This is a genomic window from Nonomuraea sp. NEAU-A123 (assembly GCF_018603905.1).
Lineage (GTDB): Bacteria > Actinomycetota > Actinomycetes > Streptosporangiales > Streptosporangiaceae > Nonomuraea.
In genome coordinates this window covers 392,596-411,407 of the sequence record NZ_JAHFZZ010000008.1, presented here as the reverse complement: position 1 = coordinate 411,407, position 18,812 = coordinate 392,596, and the positions used below count along the sequence as shown (strand labels likewise).

At 70.0% G+C, this 18,812-nt stretch carries 21 protein-coding genes; 14 read left to right on the top strand and 7 right to left on the bottom strand.

The window, feature by feature from the left end; all coding sequences use genetic code 11:
- Positions 1-87 precede the first annotated feature (87 nt).
- Positions 88-1,308: a radical SAM family heme chaperone HemW gene (gene hemW / locus KLK06_RS27050; RefSeq protein ID WP_214638427.1), complete on the top strand. Its 1,221-nt coding sequence runs from the start codon at positions 88-90 to the stop codon at positions 1,306-1,308.
- A gap of 9 nt (positions 1,309-1,317) precedes the next feature.
- Here hemW and KLK06_RS27045 read toward each other — a convergent pair whose 3' ends face one another.
- The 3 genes from KLK06_RS27045 to KLK06_RS27035 are packed head-to-tail and all read right to left on the bottom strand — an operon-like array spanning position 1,318 to position 3,733.
- On the bottom strand, positions 1,318-2,118 hold the full coding sequence (locus KLK06_RS27045; protein WP_214638426.1) for a DUF4870 domain-containing protein: 801 nt from the start codon (positions 2,116-2,118) through the stop codon (positions 1,318-1,320).
- Positions 2,115-2,924, bottom strand: coding sequence for a DUF3097 domain-containing protein (locus tag KLK06_RS27040; RefSeq protein WP_214638425.1), 810 nt, complete (start codon positions 2,922-2,924; stop codon positions 2,115-2,117). Before KLK06_RS27040 ends, KLK06_RS27045 begins: the two co-directional genes overlap by 4 nt.
- 17 nt (positions 2,925-2,941) lie before the next feature.
- The gene (locus KLK06_RS27035; RefSeq protein ID WP_250906049.1) at positions 2,942-3,733 is read right to left on the bottom strand and encodes a hypothetical protein; all 792 of its coding nucleotides are present in this window, start codon (positions 3,731-3,733) and stop codon (positions 2,942-2,944) included.
- Positions 3,734-3,877: 144 nt separating this feature from the next.
- Between KLK06_RS27035 and hrcA the strand changes: the two genes are divergently transcribed.
- Positions 3,878-4,891: a heat-inducible transcriptional repressor HrcA gene (gene hrcA, locus KLK06_RS27030; RefSeq protein ID WP_214638424.1), complete on the top strand. Its 1,014-nt coding sequence runs from the start codon at positions 3,878-3,880 to the stop codon at positions 4,889-4,891.
- A gap of 11 nt (positions 4,892-4,902) precedes the next feature.
- The gene (dnaJ, locus tag KLK06_RS27025) at positions 4,903-6,042 is read left to right on the top strand and encodes a molecular chaperone DnaJ (protein ID WP_214638423.1); all 1,140 of its coding nucleotides are present in this window, start codon (positions 4,903-4,905) and stop codon (positions 6,040-6,042) included.
- Here the strand turns inward: dnaJ and KLK06_RS27020 are convergent.
- Entirely contained in the window at positions 6,029-6,682 is a 654-nt protein-coding gene (locus KLK06_RS27020; RefSeq protein WP_214638422.1) for a sensor histidine kinase KdpD, read from the bottom strand. The two genes, dnaJ and KLK06_RS27020, sit on opposite strands and share 14 nt — an antisense overlap.
- A gap of 108 nt (positions 6,683-6,790) precedes the next feature.
- Here KLK06_RS27020 and KLK06_RS27015 point away from each other — a divergent pair, with 108 nt between their 5' ends.
- Positions 6,791-7,525, top strand: a complete 735-nt coding sequence (locus tag KLK06_RS27015; RefSeq protein ID WP_214638421.1) for a 16S rRNA (uracil(1498)-N(3))-methyltransferase — start codon at positions 6,791-6,793, stop codon at positions 7,523-7,525.
- Between the two features lie 83 nt (positions 7,526-7,608).
- Here the strand turns inward: KLK06_RS27015 and KLK06_RS27010 are convergent, their stop codons facing one another.
- Positions 7,609-8,265: a hypothetical protein gene (locus KLK06_RS27010; protein ID WP_214638420.1), complete on the bottom strand. Its 657-nt coding sequence runs from the start codon at positions 8,263-8,265 to the stop codon at positions 7,609-7,611.
- On the bottom strand, positions 8,262-8,741 hold the full coding sequence (locus KLK06_RS27005) for a SigE family RNA polymerase sigma factor (RefSeq protein WP_214638568.1): 480 nt from the start codon (positions 8,739-8,741) through the stop codon (positions 8,262-8,264). Before KLK06_RS27005 ends, KLK06_RS27010 begins: the two co-directional genes overlap by 4 nt.
- Positions 8,742-9,035: 294 nt before the next feature.
- Here KLK06_RS27005 and KLK06_RS27000 point away from each other — a divergent pair, with 294 nt between their 5' ends.
- From KLK06_RS27000 to era, 10 genes are all read left to right on the top strand, one after another.
- Entirely contained in the window at positions 9,036-11,075 is a 2,040-nt protein-coding gene (locus tag KLK06_RS27000) for a vWA domain-containing protein (RefSeq protein ID WP_214638419.1), read from the top strand.
- Positions 11,075-12,376 (top strand): extracellular solute-binding protein, encoded by a 1,302-nt coding sequence (locus tag KLK06_RS26995; protein ID WP_250906114.1) that lies wholly within the window; start codon positions 11,075-11,077, stop codon positions 12,374-12,376. Before KLK06_RS27000 ends, KLK06_RS26995 begins: the two co-directional genes overlap by 1 nt.
- A gap of 4 nt (positions 12,377-12,380) precedes the next feature.
- Positions 12,381-12,731 carry a histidine triad nucleotide-binding protein gene (locus tag KLK06_RS26990; protein WP_214638567.1) on the top strand — a complete coding sequence of 117 codons (351 nt, stop codon included), beginning with the start codon at positions 12,381-12,383 and terminating at the stop codon, positions 12,729-12,731.
- Between the two features lie 104 nt (positions 12,732-12,835).
- Entirely contained in the window at positions 12,836-13,864 is a 1,029-nt protein-coding gene (locus KLK06_RS26985; protein ID WP_214638417.1) for a PhoH family protein, read from the top strand.
- Positions 13,861-14,337: an rRNA maturation RNase YbeY gene (gene ybeY / locus KLK06_RS26980; protein ID WP_214638416.1), complete on the top strand. Its 477-nt coding sequence runs from the start codon at positions 13,861-13,863 to the stop codon at positions 14,335-14,337. Before KLK06_RS26985 ends, ybeY begins: the two co-directional genes overlap by 4 nt.
- Positions 14,334-15,629, top strand: coding sequence for a hemolysin family protein (locus KLK06_RS26975; protein ID WP_214638415.1), 1,296 nt, complete (start codon positions 14,334-14,336; stop codon positions 15,627-15,629). Before ybeY ends, KLK06_RS26975 begins: the two co-directional genes overlap by 4 nt.
- Before the next feature lie 328 nt (positions 15,630-15,957).
- Entirely contained in the window at positions 15,958-16,572 is a 615-nt protein-coding gene (locus KLK06_RS26970) for a hypothetical protein (protein WP_214638414.1), read from the top strand.
- Between the two features lie 10 nt (positions 16,573-16,582).
- The gene (locus tag KLK06_RS26965) at positions 16,583-16,903 is read left to right on the top strand and encodes a cytidine deaminase (protein ID WP_214638413.1); all 321 of its coding nucleotides are present in this window, start codon (positions 16,583-16,585) and stop codon (positions 16,901-16,903) included.
- 1 nt (position 16,904) lies between these two features.
- Positions 16,905-17,381 (top strand): NUDIX domain-containing protein, encoded by a 477-nt coding sequence (locus KLK06_RS26960; RefSeq protein ID WP_214638412.1) that lies wholly within the window; start codon positions 16,905-16,907, stop codon positions 17,379-17,381.
- Positions 17,382-17,399: 18 nt separating this feature from the next.
- Positions 17,400-18,308: a GTPase Era gene (era, locus tag KLK06_RS26955; protein WP_308168461.1), complete on the top strand. Its 909-nt coding sequence runs from the start codon at positions 17,400-17,402 to the stop codon at positions 18,306-18,308.
- Positions 18,309-18,340: 32 nt separating this feature from the next.
- Here era and KLK06_RS26950 read toward each other — a convergent pair whose 3' ends face one another.
- Complete coding sequence (locus tag KLK06_RS26950; RefSeq protein WP_214638410.1) at positions 18,341-18,811, bottom strand: hypothetical protein; 471 nt, start codon at positions 18,809-18,811, stop codon at positions 18,341-18,343.
- Between the last annotated feature and the right edge of the window lies 1 nt (position 18,812).

The window sequence follows — 18,812 nt, the reverse complement described above, 5'->3', positions numbered from 1 at the left end:
GTCTCCAGATAGGAAACTTTCCTATTAGTTTTCCGGATCGTAGAGCCGCTGGATCGGGCAGTCAATGGCAGCGGGCAGACTGGAGGCGTGCCATCCACCCTGCCCGACGGCGACGCCGCGCCCTCGTCCGGCGACCTGCCCGAGAGCGCGCTGCGCGGCCTCGGTGAGCGTCCGTTCGGCTTCTACGTGCACGTCCCGTTCTGCGTGACCCGCTGCGGTTACTGCGACTTCAACACCTACACCGCCGCCGAGCTGGGGCCCGGTGCTTCGCATCGCGACTACGCCGACACAGCCATCGAGGAGGTACGGCTGGCACGACGCGTCCTCGGTGACGTGGAGCTCCCGGTCGAGACGGTGTTCTTCGGCGGTGGCACGCCCACCCTGCTGCCCGCGGAGGACCTGGGCCGGATCCTCGGTGCGATCGATGCGGAGTTCGGGCTCAAGGCGGGCGCCGAGGTGACCACGGAGGCCAACCCCGAGTCGGTCGACCCGGCCTACCTCGGCCGGCTGCTGGACGGCGGCTTCAACCGGGTCAGCTTCGGCATGCAGAGCGCCAGGGAGCACGTGCTCAAGGTGCTCGACCGGCAGCACACACCAGGCCGGGCGGCGCAGGCCGTACAAGAAGCGAAGAAGGCGGGCTTCGAGCACGTCAACCTGGATCTGATCTACAGCACGCCCGGAGAGTCCGACGACGACTGGCGGGCGTCGCTGGAGGCGGCGATCGCCGCCGAGCCCGACCACGTCTCCGCCTACTCGTTGATCGTGGAGGAGGGCACGCGGCTGGCCGCAAGGATCAGGCGCGGCGAGCTGCCGATGCCCGACGACGACGTGGCCGCCGACCGCTACCAGATCGCCGACACGCTGCTGGCGGAGGCCGGGTTCCGCTGGTACGAGGTGTCCAACTGGGCCACCGACGACGACGCGCGGTGCCGGCACAACCTGCTCTACTGGACCGGCGGCGACTGGTGGGCCGCCGGCCCCGGCGCGCACAGCCACGTGGGCGGCACCCGCTGGTGGAACGTCAAGCACCCAGCCGCCTACGCGCAGCGCCTGGCCGCGGGCACCTCACCCGCGCACGCGCGCGAAGTGCTCGCGGACGACGACCGCGACGCCGAGCGGCTGATGCTGGAGCTCCGGCTGTCGTCCGGCTATCCGCTCGCCGACGTCGCTCCGGGCGCGCGTACGGCCGTCGCGGCGGCGCTGGGCGGCGGGCTGCTGGAGCCGGAGCCGTTCAAGGCGGGCCGGTTGGTCCTCACCTTGCGCGGGCGGCTTCTGGCCGACGCCCTGGTGCGCGATCTGCTGGGCTGAGACCGATGTTCAGCTGACCATGCGGATGGAGATCGGGTAGCGGTAGTTCTCGCCCTTGTTGGCGGCGAGGGCGGCCTGGATGTGGAAGATCAGCGACACGATCCAGATGATCGGGAACAGGAAGATCCCGATGATGATGATGGTGAGCGCGCCCGCGATGATGTAGCCGATGAACATCGTGATCTGGAAGTTCAGCGCCTCGGCCGACTGGTCGCGGACATAGGGTGACTCGTCCCGCTTCATCAGGTAGATGATCAGCGGACCGATCCACGAGACGAGCAGGCCGAGCAGGTGGGCCAGCATGGCCATCGTGGTGTCGTCGCTGCCCGGACGCGGACCGTAGACGCCGGGGACGTGCGGCGGACGCTGCTGCGGGCCCGCGTAGCCGTATCCGGGCTGCTGATAGCCGGGCGGCGGCGTGGGCGGCTGCCCGTAGCCATAACCGGGCTGCGGCCCGGACCCGGGAACGCCCTGCGGCCCAGAGCCATAACCGGGACCGGCACCATAGCCGGGACCGGCGCCGGATCCAGGGTCGGGGCCATAGCCAGGTCCGGCACCAGAGCCAGGCTGAGGACCATAACCGGGCGCGGGACCAGACCCAGGACCGGCACCATAACCGGGCTGGGCGCCATATCCGGGCTGAGCCCCGTACCCAGGCTGAGCGCCGTACCCAGGCTGCGACCCGTCCCCCGGCTGCGAGCCGGGCTGAGCGCCATAGCCCGGTTGCGGGGGTTCGGGGTTGATGTCCGACTGCGAGATGCGCCGCGTGGCGTCGTCGTCCGACGGTGGCTGCGGGGGATCCTGGCTCATGACGCCTCCGTAACGAAGTCGATCAGTTCCTCGACCCGGCCGAGCAGCTCGGGCTCCAAGTCTGTGTAAGCCGACACGGCGCCGAGGATCCGCCGCCACGCGTCGGCCGGCTCCACCCGCCAGCCCAGGGCGGCGATCACGCCTTCCTTCCACGGCACCCCGCGCGGTACGTCCGGCCAGGCCGGGATCCGTACCACGGAGGGCTTGACCGCCTGCCAGATGTCCACGTACGGATGCCCCACGACGAGCACGTGGGGCGAGGTCACCTGAGCGGCGATCCGGCTCTCCTTGGAGCCCGGGACGAGATGGTCGACCAACACGCCCAGCCTACGTCCCGGCGAAGGGCCGAACTCGGCCACGATCGCGGGCAGGTCGTCGACGCCCTCCAGGTACTCGACCACGACGCCCTCCACCCGGAGGTCGTGGCCCCAGATCTTCTCCACGAGGGCGGCGTCGTGCACGCCTTCCACGTAGATGCGGCTCTCCTTGGCCACCCTGGCCCGCAGCCCTTCCACGGCTATCGAGCCGGACGCGGTACGCCTGGGCCCGGCGGCGTCCGTGGCGGCCGGCCGTATGAGCGTCACGACCTTGCCGTCCAGCAGGAACGCGGCGGGCGCGAACGGGAACAGGCGGCGTTTGCCGAAGCGATCCTCCAGCGTGACGGCCTCCTTGTCGCAGGCCACCACGGCGCCGCAGAAGCCGCTCTCGGCGTCCTCCACGACCAGATCGAGTTCGGCGGGCACCTGCGGGATCTTGCCCTTGCCCGGCCGCCGCCAATTCCCCGCGAGAACATCACCCTCGTACACACGGGGACCGTAGCAAATCACCCGCCCGACGCAAGGCGCTTACGGTGAGAGCTGCGGCGGGTCACGATCATGATCGTCGTGATGATGGCGGCCAGCACGCCCAACCCCGGGATCACCACCAGCGCCGCCACGCCGCCGACCAGGCCGCCCGCGGAGGCCACGAGGTCGCGGCCGACGCCGAAGCGCGCGCCCGTCTGCTCCTGGGTCGCGCAGGTGAGCTGGTAGTCGCCCTTGGCCGGCGCGTTGACCACGACGATGAGCTGCCACTTGGTGGCGCCCTCGGAGACGCTCTCGGTGCCGGTGACCTTGGCGAGCTTGGCCTGGCCGGAGCCGCCGTCGATCCGGCACGTGTAGTGGACCTGGTTCGTACTGGACAGGTACACCGCCGGCTTGTCAGCCGGGTCCAGCGGCACGGTGACGCTCTCGCCCGCCGCGAACGTCTTGGACGGAGCCGCCGCGGTCACCGTGGTGAAGACACCGCCCACGAACAGTCCCACCCCGGCCAGCACGCTGAGCAGGGCCAGTCCCCAGGCGACCGCGATCCACCGCATCCGCGGCCTGATCTGCTTCGGGTCCACCTGCGGGCCGAACCGCTGCGGCTGCCCGTAGGGTCCTGGCTGGTACGGCTGCCCGTAGGGGCCGGTCTGGTAGGGCTGCTGGCCATATTGAGGCTGGCCATACTGAGGTTGAGCGTATTGCGGCTGACCGTATGGGGGCGGCGGCGGAGGGCCGTACTGGGGAGGCTGACCCTGGTACGGACCCTGGCCCGGCGGCGGACCGTAGGAGGGGGGCTGGGAATCGTCGGTCATATCGGCCAGTGTGAGCCCTATGGGCGGCCACTCGCTAGCACCGGCGTTATCGCACCTTGTGGGCGGGAGCCGTACACTTGGCACTCGGGAACACAGAGTGCTAGACCTGTCGTTTCTTGAAAGGCACAGGTAGGAGGTGAGCGCGTGCTCGACGATAGAAAGCTGGCGGTGCTCCGCGCCATTGTCGAAGACTACGTGTCCACCAACGAGCCGGTGGGCTCCAGGGCCCTCGCCGAACGCCACAACCTGAAGGTCTCCCCGGCGACGGTCAGGAACGACATGGCCGCGCTGGAGGAGGAGGGCTACATCACCCAGCCGCACACCAGCGCGGGGCGCGTGCCGACGGACAAGGGCTATCGCCTGTTCGTCGACCGGCTCTCGCAGGTCAAGCCGCTCTCCGGGGCGGAGCGCCGGGCGATCGAGACGTTCCTCGCGGGCGCGGTCGACCTCGACGACGTGGTCACCCGCACGGTGCGGCTGCTCGCGCAGCTCACCAGGCAGGTCGCGGTCGTGCAATACCCGACGCTGACCCGCTCGACGGTCCGGCACGTCGAGCTCGTGCCGTTGCACGACCGGCGGATCATGCTCGTGTTGATCACCAACACGGGCCGCGTCGAGCAGCGAGTGGTCGAGCTGCCCGAGGTGGTGGAGGACACCCGCATCGCGCACCTGCGTGCGGTGCTCAACGCCTGCCTCGACGGCTGCGGCCTGGTCAACGTGCCCGAGCTGGTCGCCGACCTGCCGGAGCGGCTGCCCGTCGAGGACCGCCCGGTGGTGGCCACGATCCTGTCGGTGCTGCTCGAGACGCTCGTCGAGCGCCACGACGAGAAGATCGTGTTCGCCGGTGCGGCCAACCTCGCCGGGGCCGACTTCTCGACCGGGCTGCGCGACGTGCTCGAAGCACTGGAGGAGCAGGTCGTGCTCATGCGGCTGCTCGGCGAGACTTCCACAGACACCCCGTCCACGCTCACCGTGCGCATCGGTTCGGAGAACCCGTTCCTCCGTGGCACGTCGATCGTCGCAACCGGATACGGTTCTGGTGACAACGAACTGGCCCGGCTCGGCGTGCTGGGTCCCACGAGGATGGACTACCCCGTGACGATGGGCGCCGTGCGCGCGGTGGCACGCTACGTCAGCCAAATCCTGGCTGCATCATAAGAGGTCGATAAGTGGCAAACAGCGACTACTACGCCACCCTCGGGGTGCGCCGTGACGCTAGTCAGGAAGAGATCAAGAAGGCCTACCGCAGGCTGGCCCGCGAACTCCACCCCGACGTGAATCCGGACCCCACGACCCAGGAGCGGTTCAAGGAGATCACGCAGGCCTACGAGGTCCTGTCCGACGCCAACAAGCGTCAGATGTACGACCTGGGCGCCGACCCCTTCGGCGGCGCGGCGGCCGGCCAGGGCGCGGCCGGCTTCGGCGCGGGCTTCCCGTTCAGCGACATCATGGACGCCTTCTTCGGTACGGCCGGCGGCGCCCGCGGGCCCCGCTCGCGGGCCAGGAGAGGGCGCAACGCGACCATCCGCGTCGAGCTCGACCTGCGCGAGACCGCGTTCGGCACCACTCGCGAGCTGGTCGTCGACACGGCCGTGCTCTGCGAGGTCTGCCAGGGCGCGGGTGCCGCGTCCGGCACCCACCCCGACACCTGTGACATGTGCAACGGGCGTGGCGAGATCTCCCAGGTCACCCGGTCGTTCCTGGGCCAGGTCATGACCTCCAGGCCATGCCCCCAGTGTGGCGGCTTCGGGACGATCATCCGGCACCCGTGCCAGGAGTGCTCGGGTGACGGCCGGGTGCGCACCCGTCGTACGATCAAGGTCCGCATCCCCGCGGGCGTCGAGGACGGCACGCACATCCAGCTCGCCGGCGAGGGCGAGATCGGCCCCGGCGGCGGCCCGCCCGGAGACCTCTTCCTGGAGATCGTCGAGCGCCCGCACGAGATCTTCGAGCGGCGCGGCGACGACCTGCACTGCACGGTCCAGCTCCCGATGACGGCCGCCGCGCTCGGCACCAACCTCGCCGTGGAGACGCTCGACGGCTCCGAGGAGGTCGACGTGCGGCCGGGCACGCAGTCGGGCCAGGTCATCACGATGTACGGCAGGGGCGTGCAGCGGCTCAACGAGACGGGCCGCGGCGACCTGCTCATCCACGTCAACGTGGAGACTCCGCTCCGGCTCGACCAGGCGCAGGAGGACCTGCTGCGCGAGCTGGCCAAGCAGCGTGGCGAGGAGCGGCCGCCCGGTAAGTTCGCCCCCGGGCAGCAGGGGTTCTTCTCGCGGCTGAGAGACGCCTTCAACGGCCGCTGACCCGTCGGGGCACCAGCAGCTTGCGCGGGAGGGCCACCCGGGCGGTGATGCCGTGTGGCGGCGATTCGTCGAGCCACACGCGCGCGCCGAGCCGCTCGGCGAGCCTGCCGACCACGTAGTGGCCGAGATAACGGGTGGGAGCGGCGAAGAAGCGCCGCTCGCCGCGTAGCCGGGCGTTGGCGGCGGCGCGCTCTCCCTCGGTCATGCCCACGCCCTGGTCGACGATCGCGATGTGACACTCGCCCTCCCGGGTGCTGGCCCGGATCTCCACCTCGGTGTCGGGGGCCGAGCAGGTCAGCGCGTTGTCGACCAGCTCGGTCACCAGGTGCGCGATCTCGGCGACGACCGTGCCCCTGACCAGCGCGTCGTCGACGTCGCCCAGCACCGCGCGGCCCGACCCGGCCGCGGTCAGCGCCGAGCGGAGCACATCGCGTACGGTGACGGGATCGGGCGGGCGGCCGGCGGCGGGACGATGAGGCCCCTCCGATCCGGGCTCCGTCAGGTCGGGGGCCTTGCCGGCGAGCCGGCGCGGCGCCGAACGGGCGATCGTGGCAGGGACGGTGAGCAGGACGGTCAGCCGGGCCTTCAGCGCGCACGGCCAGCGCCGCGCGCGACGGGTGTCCCTGGACGGAACGGTCATCGCGCTGACCCCTCGTAGAGTGACGTCAGGAAGGTGCGATCGCGGCCAACCTTAATCGTTTTGTTATCCCTTGACTACTCAACGTGAAAATCTTTGAGGTGATCGCCGGTGACCGTGCCGGTATTCCTGGCCCCCGGCCTCGCCGACCTCGGCGGGCCGGAGCTGGTCCTCGACGGCCCCGAAGGGCGCCACGCGGCCTCCGTCCGGCGCCTGCGCGCGGGCGAGCGGATCGACCTGACGGACGGAGCCGGTGCCGTCACCGAGTGCGTGGTGCGGGAGGCGCTGAAGGACGCGCTCAAACTGGACGTGCTCGGCCGCTACGAGGTGCCGCCGCCCGAGCCCCGGCTGGTCGTCGTCCAGGGGCTGCCCAAGGGCGACAGGGGCGAGCTGGCCGTCGAGATGATGACCGAGGCGGGCGTCGACGTGATCGTGCCCTGGGCGGCGGCTCGCAGCGTCACCCAGTGGAAGGGCGACAGGGCGGCCAAGTCGCTGGCCAAGTGGCGTTCGACGGCCCGCGAGGCGGGCAAGCAGGCGCGCAGGTTCCACCTGCCGGAGGTGGCCGAGCCGGTGTCCACGGCCGGGGTCGAGGCCCTGCTCGGTGGGGCGGCGCTCGGGCTGGTGCTGCACGAGGAGGCGGCCGAGCCGCTGTCGGGCGTGGCGTTGCCGGCCGGGGGCGACATCGTCGTCGTGGTGGGGCCCGAGGGGGGTGTCTCGGACGAGGAGCTGGCCGGGTTCAGGGCGGCGAAGGCGGTGCCGGTGCTGCTCGGCCCGACGGTGCTGCGTACCTCGACGGCGGGGGTGGCGGCGGCGGCCGTGCTCCTGGCCCGGACCGGTCGCTGGTGAGGCCGCACGCACGGGCCGGGCGAGAGTGAGGTCGCCAAAACGGACCGGACGCTGGTGAAGCTGCTCGCCGGGCTCTCAGTCGCTCACGGGGTGGAGACAGGGGTGTCGCCGAGCTGGCTGGCGAAGGTGTTCGGCGTCGCGTCGAGGTCGTCGGGCGGGCACTCCTCGGCCGGGCAGGTCGCGGCGGGCGTGCTCGGCTCCGACGCGGACGGCGTGGGCGTCGGGGTGGGTGTCGCCTCGTCCGTGGGGCAGTCCTCCGGCGGCTGCTCCTCGGTGGGGGTCGGGCACTTGGTCGGCGTGGAGGTCGGTGTCGGCGTCGCCTTGGGCGTCGGCTTGCTGGTGGACCTGGCGGTCTCCGAGGCGGGCAAGGGCGCGGAGGTGACGGGGTCGGGCACCACGGCCGGGGGATCGTCCGGCGGCCGGGTCGGCTTGGGCGAGGCCGGCCGGCTGGTCGAGGAGTTGGCCGGCGGCTTGGACGTGGAGTTGCCCAAGGGCTCGATGGTGTCCTGCTGCATGACCTTGTGCCGCAGGTCGGGGACGACCATCACGATCGTGCCCGCCACCAGCACCGCGCTGGCGGCGGCGGCGCCTGCTCGCCACCAGAACAGGTTGCGCACCCCGCGCCGCTCGATGCGGGCGCGGATGATCTCCAGTCCTTCCGGCGAAGGCACGACCGTGTCCGCCTCCGCGCGGAGCACACGGCGCAGGACGTCGCCGTACTCGTCGGGGGACTGGGTCATGACATTTTCTCCAGGACGGATCGCAAGGCGGCCATGCCACGAGCTGTGTGGCTCTTGACCGCACCCTTGCTGATGCCCATGGCGTGGGCGATCTCAGCCTCGGACAGATCACCGTAGTAGCGAAGGACGAGTGCCTCTCTCTGACGTGTTGGCAGGGACCTTAGCGCTTCGATGACGGCGGTGCGTTCGAGCTCGCCGATCGCGCCGTTCTCGGCGCTCGGAGCATCGGGCAGGCCCTTGGGCGCGTACTTCTCGACGACCGCGCGGTGACGCAGCACGGAACGGGACCGGTTGACGACGGATTGCCGCAGGTAGGCAAGTGCTTTGTCGGGATCGCGCAGTCTACGCCAGGCGCCATGGATGGCGACGAACGTGTCCTGCACGACTTCTTCCGCGGTTGCCATGTCACGCACCAGCAACACGGCGAGACGAACTAATGACCGAAAATGCGCGCTGTAAAGCGCGGTCACGGCCATGTCGGCGTCCCACCCGACCGGCACCGCCCCCAGCGACCTGTCGGCCAAGAGGGTTTCGGTGGTCACATCATTGGGACGCGCGGCCTTCCCAGAGGGTTTACGCTCTTGCGGTTCCTTAGGGGGCATTACCCAGTCGTGTCCTCGCCAGGTGGCCTCGCCCGACCCTGAATCGTCTTATTTTTCGGCAGTCTTGCACACTAACCCTAACCGCGAGGATCTTCAGAAGCACGGCACGGCGGATTACCGATTCGCAACGGAGACAGGGGGTTCCGTCCGATCTAGGATCAAGGCAGAATGTCGCGCCGCTCACCGCACGGCAACACCGCCCCTGAAGACCCGTGGGGGTGGCTCAAGGACGTTGCCGCCATAGTGACGCCGCTCTGGGCCTTCCTGGGGGCTGTCGCGACGCCGCTGCTGGAGATCGGGCTCGGGGCGTTCATCGCGGCCGTCGTGCCGATCGTGATCCTGACCGTTCTCGTGGTGGTGGTCCAGCGCGGTGTCCCGCTCGGCCGTATCGGGGATGCCGTGGTCTGGCTCGGCACGAAGCTCAGGCCGTTTTTCGGCGGGGTGTGGAAGCTGATCGTGTCGCCCGTCAAGCGCATCGCGAAGGGGGTCAGGAAGCGGGCGGACCCTCTGACGGCGGGCGTGCTCGGATTCGTCGCCGGGGTGCTCGCGGTCGTGCTCGCGCTGGCCGGTACCTCGGCAGTGCGGCTCGGGGTGGGCTGGGTGACCTCCAGCCCCTGTGACCAGCCGCTGGAGCTGCGCCTGCTCACCTCGGCCGAGAACGTGGCGGCACTGGAGGAGGCGGGCCGCCGCTACGCCCGCGAGAGCGCCGACCTGCGCGGCTGCCCGTACGTGCGGTTCTCCGTGACGCATCAGCCGCCGCTCGTCACTATGTCCCGGGCGGCCAACAGGGACTGGAACGATCCCGCCTCCTGGAACGGCGACGACTACCGCGCGCTGATCGCGGTCCACCCCGACATCTGGATCGCCTCCAGCACGGCCACCGCGGATTACCTCGGCCGGGCCTTCGCCAACCTCGGGCAGGTCAAGTTCGACAGGATGTCTCCGGTGGCCACCTCCGCCCTGGTGGTCGCGTTCACGCCCGCGCTGGAGCGGAAGCGGGGCACGCAGTCCCTGCCCGCGAGCCTGCCCGACATGCGGAAATGGCTGAAGAGCGTCGGGGCGCCCCTGGCCAGGCCGCGCGCCGACCTGTCGGAGATCGGGCTCATCGCGAGCAGCGGGCTCTACGGCCCCGACACCTCGCAGGACATCTCCGACGAGATCGCCTACACCCCACCTGACCTGCCGCTCTCCGACGCCACCGGCCTCCTCTGTCACGCTCGCGACCACTTCGACGCCAAGAAGAAGGAATTGCTGGCCATGATCGTGCCCGAGCACCTTGTCTACGCGGTCAACAAGCGTCAGAGCCTGGGCGCCTGCGGCCCGGGCCGGCAGGGCCCGAACCTGTCCTGGTACCCGCTCACCGAACTGCCCGCCCTCAGCTACCCGTTCGTCCGGCTGAAGTGGGCCAACCAGTGGAACGCCCGGCGTGAGCAGGCGGTGATCGACTTCCATGACTGGCTCGCCCAGGACAAGCTCTCCGAGTACGGCTACCGCGACCTGGCGGGTGTGTTCCACCGCAACGAGCCCATGCCGCTCGGCAGGACACTGCCATCGCGGAAGGCGGACCGCGTCGCATCGGCCAAGGACGATCCGGGCGACCCGATCGGCAATCTGATCGACCGCCTCGGCAAGGCGCACCCGCAGACTTCGCTGCTCCTGCTGGTCGACGAGTCGGGCTCGATGGACAACCCGATCACGGGCGGCACCGCGCTGCAGACGGCCAGTTCCGGGGCCAAGACCCTGCTCAGACGGCTACGTGACGGCCCCGACATGGTCATGCTGGCCACTTTCTCCACTCCCGGCGTGGCCGGACAGACCGTGGTGAAGGGTATGGACGAGGTGGACGGGCGGCTGGGGGCGCTGGGCGTACACGGGAGTGACGCTCCGCTCGGGGACGTGCTGGCGAAGGCGGCGCCCCAGCTCGCGGACGCCCCGAATCCGGTCATCGTCATGCTGACCGACGGCGGCAGCCAGTCGGGTGACCTCGCCAAGACAGTGGCCGCACTGGCGAAGGTGAAGGGGCTCAGGGTCCGGCTGTTGCTCACCGGCGAGCAGGAGTGCGGCGCGCCGCACATCAAGCGGTTGCTCGCCGCGGTCGGCGAGCTCATCGAATGCGCGCCCATCGGGTCCGACGCCGCGTCGCCGTACCAGGATCAGGTCGGCGAGGTCGACAGGGAGCTGACGAAGCTGTGGCGGGAGAGCCCGTGATGGCGTGGTCATGGCGGGCCGCCGCCGCGGGCGCGGCGGCGGGGGCACTGTTCACGTTCGGCGCGGTGGCCGTCGCGGACCGGGCGACGCGCGCGGAGGAGTGCGTGGACGATGGCGTGATCAGGGTCGCCACCGGCGACGACGTGAGCGTCGGTGGCGCGCGCAGGGCGCTGATCCACGACTGGCAGGACGCGCGCGTCCTGCTGATCGAGATCTCCAGGGTGGCCGATCTCAAGCACGACGAGATGATGGCCGCCGCCCAGGCCGACCCCTGCCAGACCTATGACCTGCTGATCATCGACAGCGCCTCGACGCCCGAGTTCGCCGCCGCCGGCCTGCTCAGCGAGATCAGACCCGGGGACGTACCGTCCGGTCTGGTGCGGCAGGCGAGCGAGAGCGGACAGTGGGACGGCAAGCAGTACGCGCTGCCGTTCGCGTTGGACGTGGGGCTGCTGTACCGCAGGGCCGAGCGGGTGCCGGAGAGCTGGGACGAGCTCTGGCAGGCGGCGCGCGTCGCCAGGGCCGATTTCCCGCGCGGCGGCTACCTGGCGCAGCTCGCCGACTACGAGGGCAGGACCGTGGGGCTGCTCGAACTGCTGAGGGCCGACGGAGCCACCGTGGTGGACGACGACGGTGAGATCGTGCTCGGTCGGCCGCCCAACAACCAGCGGGCGCTCAACGCGCTGCTGCGGATGCGGCAGGGGCAGCGCGACCAGACACTGGGGGACTCCTGGCAGGACAAGGAGGCGGAGAGCCTGGCCGCCTTCGCCGGCGGGGGCGCCGGGTATCTCCGGCACTGGCCGTACGCGGACCTGCAGTTGATCTCTGGCGGCAGGGTGCCTTTCCATGTGTCGAAGCTGCCGGGCCCGGCGACGCTCGGCGGCTCGAACCTCGCCATAACCGCCAGATCCAACAAGTACGACAGCGTCCTCAAGTTCGTGAAATTCCTCCTTCGGCCGGACAACCAGCAGCGGCTGTTCGCGTGTGGTGGCTACGCCCCGGTCGTCGTGGCCGCCTACGAGGACGTGCACGTCTGTCCCAGGGAGGCCGAGGACGGGCCGGCCGTCGTACCGTCGGAGAAGGACCTGCGGGAACTGGCGACCGCGATCAAGGACTCGCTGCCGACGGCCGCGCGGCCCAAACTTGAGCACTACACCCAGTTCAGCGACGTGTTCCGGGCATGCGTGACGAGGTATGTCTCCTCCGTGGAGGATCCGACCCTGGACGACATCGAGCTGATCGCCGAGCGGCTGGAGGCGGCCAAGCTGGGAAGGACGGAGAAGAGCGAGCCCTGTGGGTAAGGTGCTGCTTGTGACCGACTGCCTCTTCTGCAAGATCGTGGCCAAGGAGATTCCGGCCGAGATCGTCCTTGAGAACGACAGGGCGCTGGCGTTCCGCGACATCAACCCGCAGGCTCCCACGCACGTGCTGGTCGTCCCGAAGGAGCATCACGCCGACGCGGCCGCCCTGGCCGCGGCGGACGACGGCCTGGCCGACGACGTGCTCAAGGCCGCGCACGCCGTGGCCGTGCAGGAGGGCGTGGCCGAGGGTGGCTACCGGGTGGTCTTCAACACCGGGCCGGGGGCCGGGCAGACGGTCTTCCACGTGCACGCCCACGTGCTCGGCGGGCGTCATTTGACGTGGCCGCCCGGCTGATCGGCCGCGGTGATATTGACGCGAGCAATCGGCCTGGTCCCGGCTACGATGGGCGGAGAAGTACACCCGAACAGACCGGGAGGCATCAGGCCGCTGGCCTGCCCATGTCCGAACTACATGAATCCCGAAGAACGGCACCTCCCTCGCGCACTCAAGCCAAGGTGCTGATACCGGACGAATACCCAATGGTCAGCCTCCTGGGCTCCCGTGACGAGCTGCTGCGCGTCATCGAGGGTGCGTTCAGGGCCGACATCCATGTGCGTGGCAACGAGATCACCGTCACCGGCAGCCCCGACGAGAGCGGCGCCGTGGTGCGCCTCTTCGAGGAGCTGGTGGAGGTGCTGCGCAACGGCGGCGAGCTGACCCCCGACGCGGTCGAGCGGAGCATCGCCATGCTGCGCATGACGTCCGATCGACCGGCCGAGGTGTTGTCGCTCGACATCCTGTCCTCACGCGGCCGGACGATCCGCCCCAAGACCGTCAACCAGAAGCGCTACGTCGACGCCATCGACCGCTACACGGTCGTGTTCGGCATCGGCCCCGCGGGCACCGGCAAGACCTACCTCGCGATGGCCAAGGCCGTCCGGGCGCTGCAGGAGAAGCGGGTCAACCGCATCATCCTGACGCGGCCCGCCGTCGAGGCGGGCGAGCGGCTCGGCTTCCTGCCGGGCACGCTCTACGAGAAGATCGACCCCTACCTCCGCCCCCTGTACGACGCGCTGCACGACATGCTCGACCCCGAGTCGATCCCGAAGCTGATGGCCGCGGGCACGATCGAGGTGGCACCACTGGCGTACATGCGTGGCCGTACGCTCAATGACGCCTTCATCATCCTCGACGAGGCCCAAAACTCCTCGGCCGAGCAGATGAAGATGTTCCTGACCAGGCTCGGCTTCAATTCCAAGATCGTGGTGACCGGTGACGTCACGCAGGTCGACCTGCCCTCCGGCACGGTCAGCGGCCTGCGGGTGGTCCAGGAGATCCTCGACGGCATCAACGACATCCACTTCTCCCGGCTGACCAGCGCCGACGTGGTACGCCACAAGCTGGTGAGCGAGATCGTCGACGCCTACGGCCGCTACGACGCGCTTCAGGAGCCGAACCAGATCCAGCACCGGGGGAAGCGGCGATGAGCATCGAGATCAACAACGAGTCGGGCGCGGAGGTCGGCGAGCAGAATCTCGTCGAGCTGGCCACCCACGTGCTCGGCGAGATGGGCATCAACCCGCTCGCCGAGCTGTCGATCGTGGTGGTCGACGAACGCACCATGGCGGAGCTGCACGAGAAGTGGATGGGCGAGCCGGGCCCGACCGACGTGCTCGCCTTCCCCATGGACGAGCTGCGACCGGGCGGCGGGGCCCGCGGCGACGCCGACACCGCCACCGACCCGGCGCTGCTCGGCGACGTGGTGCTCTGCCCGCCGGTGGCCGTCCGGCAGGCGGAGGAAGCCGGTCACAGCGCTCAGGACGAGCTGGAGCTGCTGTGCACGCACGGCATCCTCCACCTGCTCGGCTACGACCATGCCGAGCCTGAGGAGCACAAGGAGATGTTCGGCCTCCAGGCCCGGCTCCTCGAGTCGTGGCGGGAGGTGCGCAGCCCGCGGTGAACGCCTGGTTGCCTCTGGCCATCGCCCTCGTGGTGATCGGTGGCCTGATCGCCAGTGCGGAAACGGCACTGACGCGCATCTCCAGGGTGCGCGCGGAGGAGTTCGTGCGCGAGGGGCGCCGCGGTGCCCTGCGGCTGCGGACCATCGTCAACGACCCGCCGCGCTATCTCAACCTCCTGCTCCTGCTCCGGCTGAGCTGCGAGCTGATCGCCACGGTGATCGCGACGCTGCTGTTCATCGATCTCATGCACGACCAGGGCTGGGCGTACGTGTGCGCGGCCGCCGTCATGATCGTGGTCAGCTATGTGATCGTCGGCGTCTCACCGCGCACCCTGGGCCGCCAGCACGCCGAGCCGATCGCGCTGGCCGGCGCTCCCATCGTCTACGGCCTGACCAGGATCTTCGGCCCGCTGCCCAAGCTGCTGATCCTGCTCGGCAACGCGCTGACCCCCGGCAAGGGGTTCCGCGACGGTCCGTTCACCTCCGAGGCGGAGCTGCGCGACCTGGTCGACCTGGCCGAGGAACGGCGGATGATCGAGCCCGACGAGCGCGAGATGATCCACTCGGTCTTCGAGCTGGGTGACACGCTCGTACGCGAGGTCATGGTGCCCCGCACCGACATGGTCTTCATCGAGCGGGGCAAGACGCTCAGCCAGGCGCTGTCACTGGCGCTGCGCAGCGGCTTCTCCCGCATCCCCGTCGTGGGCGAGAACGAGGACGACGTCATCGGCATCGCCTATCTCAAGGACGTCACCCGCAGGGTGCACGAGTCGGGCGAGGACGGCGGCGAGGAGAAGGTCGAGTCGATCATGCGCCCGGCCACCTACGTCCCCGAGAGCAAGCCGATCGACCAGCTCCTGCGCGAGATGCAGGCCAGGCAGAGCCACCTGGCCATCGTCATCGACGAGTACGGCGGGACGGCCGGCCTGGTCACGATCGAGGACGTCCTAGAGGAGATCGTGGGCGAGATCGCCGACGAATACGACCGCGAGGCGCCCCGCGTCGAGGAGATGCCCGACGGCGGCGTCAGGGTCACGGCCCGGATGCCGGTCGACGAGCTCGCCGAGCTGTTCCACACCGAGATCGAGGTGGACGACGTCGAGACCGTGGGAGGACTGCTCGCCCACGCGCTCGGGCGGGTGCCGATCGCGGGCTCCGAGGCGGAGGTGGCCGGGCTCCGGCTGACCGCCGAGAGCCTCGCGGGGCGTCGCAACCGGATCAGCACCGTGGTCGTCCGCCGGGTCGTCCCGCAGGCGGGTGACGTGGTGCCCGCCGCCGCCGAGCACGACTGACAGGGCGCTGACCGTTTTGCGAGGGATGTGGCAAGTGTTCTACAAGCCTGTTGCAAGCGGCCTGCGCCAGTCTTAATCCCGACACCCGGTGCGGTGGGTGTCACTGGGGAAGCATCCGAACGCCGGGTGGGGTTCGCGGCGTGAGGATGCCCCCTGGGGGGACGACAACGTCTCGATCAGCTAGCCGATCGTGACGTTGCTCGGCGTAAAGAGGGTTCTCGTTTAGGCGAGAACCCTCTTTGTGCGTTTGGGGCTTTGTTGATGACTCTGGTGGATTGCCGTTTTCGTCGCCCGGGGACATTGCGGTCCGGGGGGAATCATGGAACGCGTGATCGTTGTCCTGGCCATCGTGTGCGGGCTCCTTGCCGGATGCGGCGGGCCGGTCGAGAGTTACGTCGATGCCCAGGCCACGGCCCGGCTGCGTGAGGTGCTCAACAAGGACCCGCGGCTGCCCGACGGCTTCTCGGCCCGGTCGGAGGAGCCGTGGCGGGTGCCGTTCACACCGGCGGACCGCAACTGCCGGGCCGTGTTCGATCCGGCGGCGGGGCGGGCGCCCGCGCGGGCGCTGACCGCGCAGGCGGCGGCCAGCTTCGAGGGGGACGAACTGGGCGAGGTGGCCGGGGTGGGCCTGGCGCGCTACGCGGGTTCGGAGGCGGAGGGGCACATCGAGGACCTGACCGAGGCGCTGGAGGCGTGCCGGTCCGTGCGGTCGGGCGGCGGCACCCGGCTGCGGCTGACGATGCTGCCGGTCGAGAACGTGGGTGACGAGGCTGTGGGCGCGGAGCTGCGCGGGCGGCTGAACGGTTACCCGTACGCGCTGGACGTGATGCTGGCCCGCTCGGGCGACACGCTGGTGTCCGTGGTGCACACGGGCATCGCCAAGGTGGACGCGGAGCGTACGCGGCAGGTGCTCAGCGCCGTCGTCGGGATGGCCAGCGCCTAACCTAGTGCACGTGACTCTCGATCCAGAAGACAGCAAGATCATTACGCTCGCGCGGGCGGCCAGGGCGCGCAACGGCTCCGCCGAAGGCGCCGCCGTACGCGACGAGACCGGGCGCACCTACTCGGCCACGAACGTCGCGCTCTCCGCGCTCACGCTCTCCGCGGTGCAGGTGGCGGTCGCCACGGCCATCTCGAGCGGCGCGCAGTCGCTGGAGGCCGTCGCGCTGGTCACGGCGGGCGACGGGCCGAGCGCCGCGGACGAGGCGGTGGCCGCCGAACTGGGCGTCAAGGCGCTGCTGGTGGCCGGGCCCGACGGCACGTTGCGGAGCTGACATGGCGATATCGCCCCATCTGGCCGGGGTACGCGCGAAGGTCGGCTCCGACCTGCTGATGCTTCCGTCGGTCAGCGGCTTCGTGTTCGACTCCGCGGGCCGGGCGCTCATGGCGCGGCACGGTGACGTGGGCCTCTGGGCCGCACCCGGCGGCGGCGTCGATCCCGACGAACGCCCCGAGGAGGCCCTGGTCAGGGAGCTCCAGGAGGAACTCACCATCAACGTCGCCCTACGCGGCCTGATCGGTGTGTACGGCGGGCCCGAGTTCCGCACCGTCTACCCCAACGGGCATCAGTGCGCGTACGTCATCGCCGTGTACGGCTGCGTGATCGAGTCGGGCACGCCCACCCCCGACGGCGACGAGATCACCGACGCCCGATGGGTGACCGAGCCGGAGATCGCCGACCTGACCACGACCGCCTGGATGCCGCTGGTGGTGCCCGAGGCGTTTGCCTGGTGGCGTCACCAGGGCGTTTGATAGGCCACAATGCACTATGTGACTTCGCCAGACAGCCATCGCGCCGGATTCGCCTGCTTCGTGGGGAGGCCGAACGTCGGCAAGTCCACGCTCATGAACGCCCTGGTCGGCACGAAAGTGGCGATCACCTCCTCCAAGCCGCAGACGACCCGGCGCGTCATCCGGGGCATCGTGCACCGGCCCGAGGCCCAGATCGTCATCGTGGACACGCCCGGCCTGCACCGTCCCCGCACGCTGCTCGGCGAGCGGCTCGACAGCCTCGTGCTGTCCACGCTGACCGAGGTCGACGTGATCGGCTTCTGCGTCCCTGCGAACGAGCCCATCGGCAAGGGCGACCGCTTCATCGCCGACAAGCTCGCGGCCGTGAAGAAGACCCCGGTCGTGGCCGTGCTCACCAAGTGCGACCTGGCCTCCAGGGAACAGATCGCGCAGCAGCTCCTGGCGTTGTCGCAGGTGGCGGAGTTCGCGGCGATCGTCCCGGTGTCGGCGCAGTCGGGCGAGCAGCTCGACGTGCTGGCCGAGGTGCTGACCGAATACCTGCCGGTGTCGCCGCCTCTGTACCCGGGCGGGCAGCTCACCGACGAACCCGAGCAGGTGCTGGTCGGGGAGCTGATCAGAGAAGCGGTGCTGGAGGGGGTACGCGACGAGCTGCCGCACTCGATTGCGGTGGTGGTCGACGAGATGATGCCGCGCGAAGGGCGGGACGATCTGCTCGACATCTACGCGCACATGTTCGTCGAACGGCCGTCGCAGAAGGCGATCGTGATCGGGCACAAGGGCGAACGGCTGCGGGACGTGGGGACGCGGGCGCGCAAGCAGATCGAGGCGCTGCTGGGCACGCGGGTCTATCTCGATCTGCGGATCAGCGTGGCCAAGGATTGGCAGCGCGACCCCAAGCAGCTTCGCCGCCTGGGCTTCTACGACTGACCCCTGGGTTTCTCCACCCGACGGCGGGGCTTCTATGCCCGACGGCCGCGTACGAGTGAGAGGACGGCGAGGGCGACCACGGCCAGGGCGCAGGCCAGGGCGGCGAACCAGCCGTAGCGGATCCCCGGCTCGATCGACAGGAACCCGAGATCGACGGAGACCCCGCTGCCGACCCCGGGCGGATCGACGACGAACATCAACAGCCAGATCGTCGCCAGCGCCCCCGGAATGACGGCCAGCGCGGCCACCCGCGGCCGGGCGAACAGACCCGCCACCCCGAACACCAGCGTGACGAGCCCCGCGACGAGCGTATAGACGCCGAGACTGTCGTCGATGCCCCGGATGTCGTTGGACACGCCCCCGATGGCACCGATCTTGGCCTCGATCCCCGTCCACGGCAGGAACGCGCAGAACACCAGCAGCACTCCGGCGACCGCGATGACAAACGCGTAGCCACGCCGCGCCTTGGGCTTCGGGGGGCTCTGCGGGAGATAGTCGGCCACA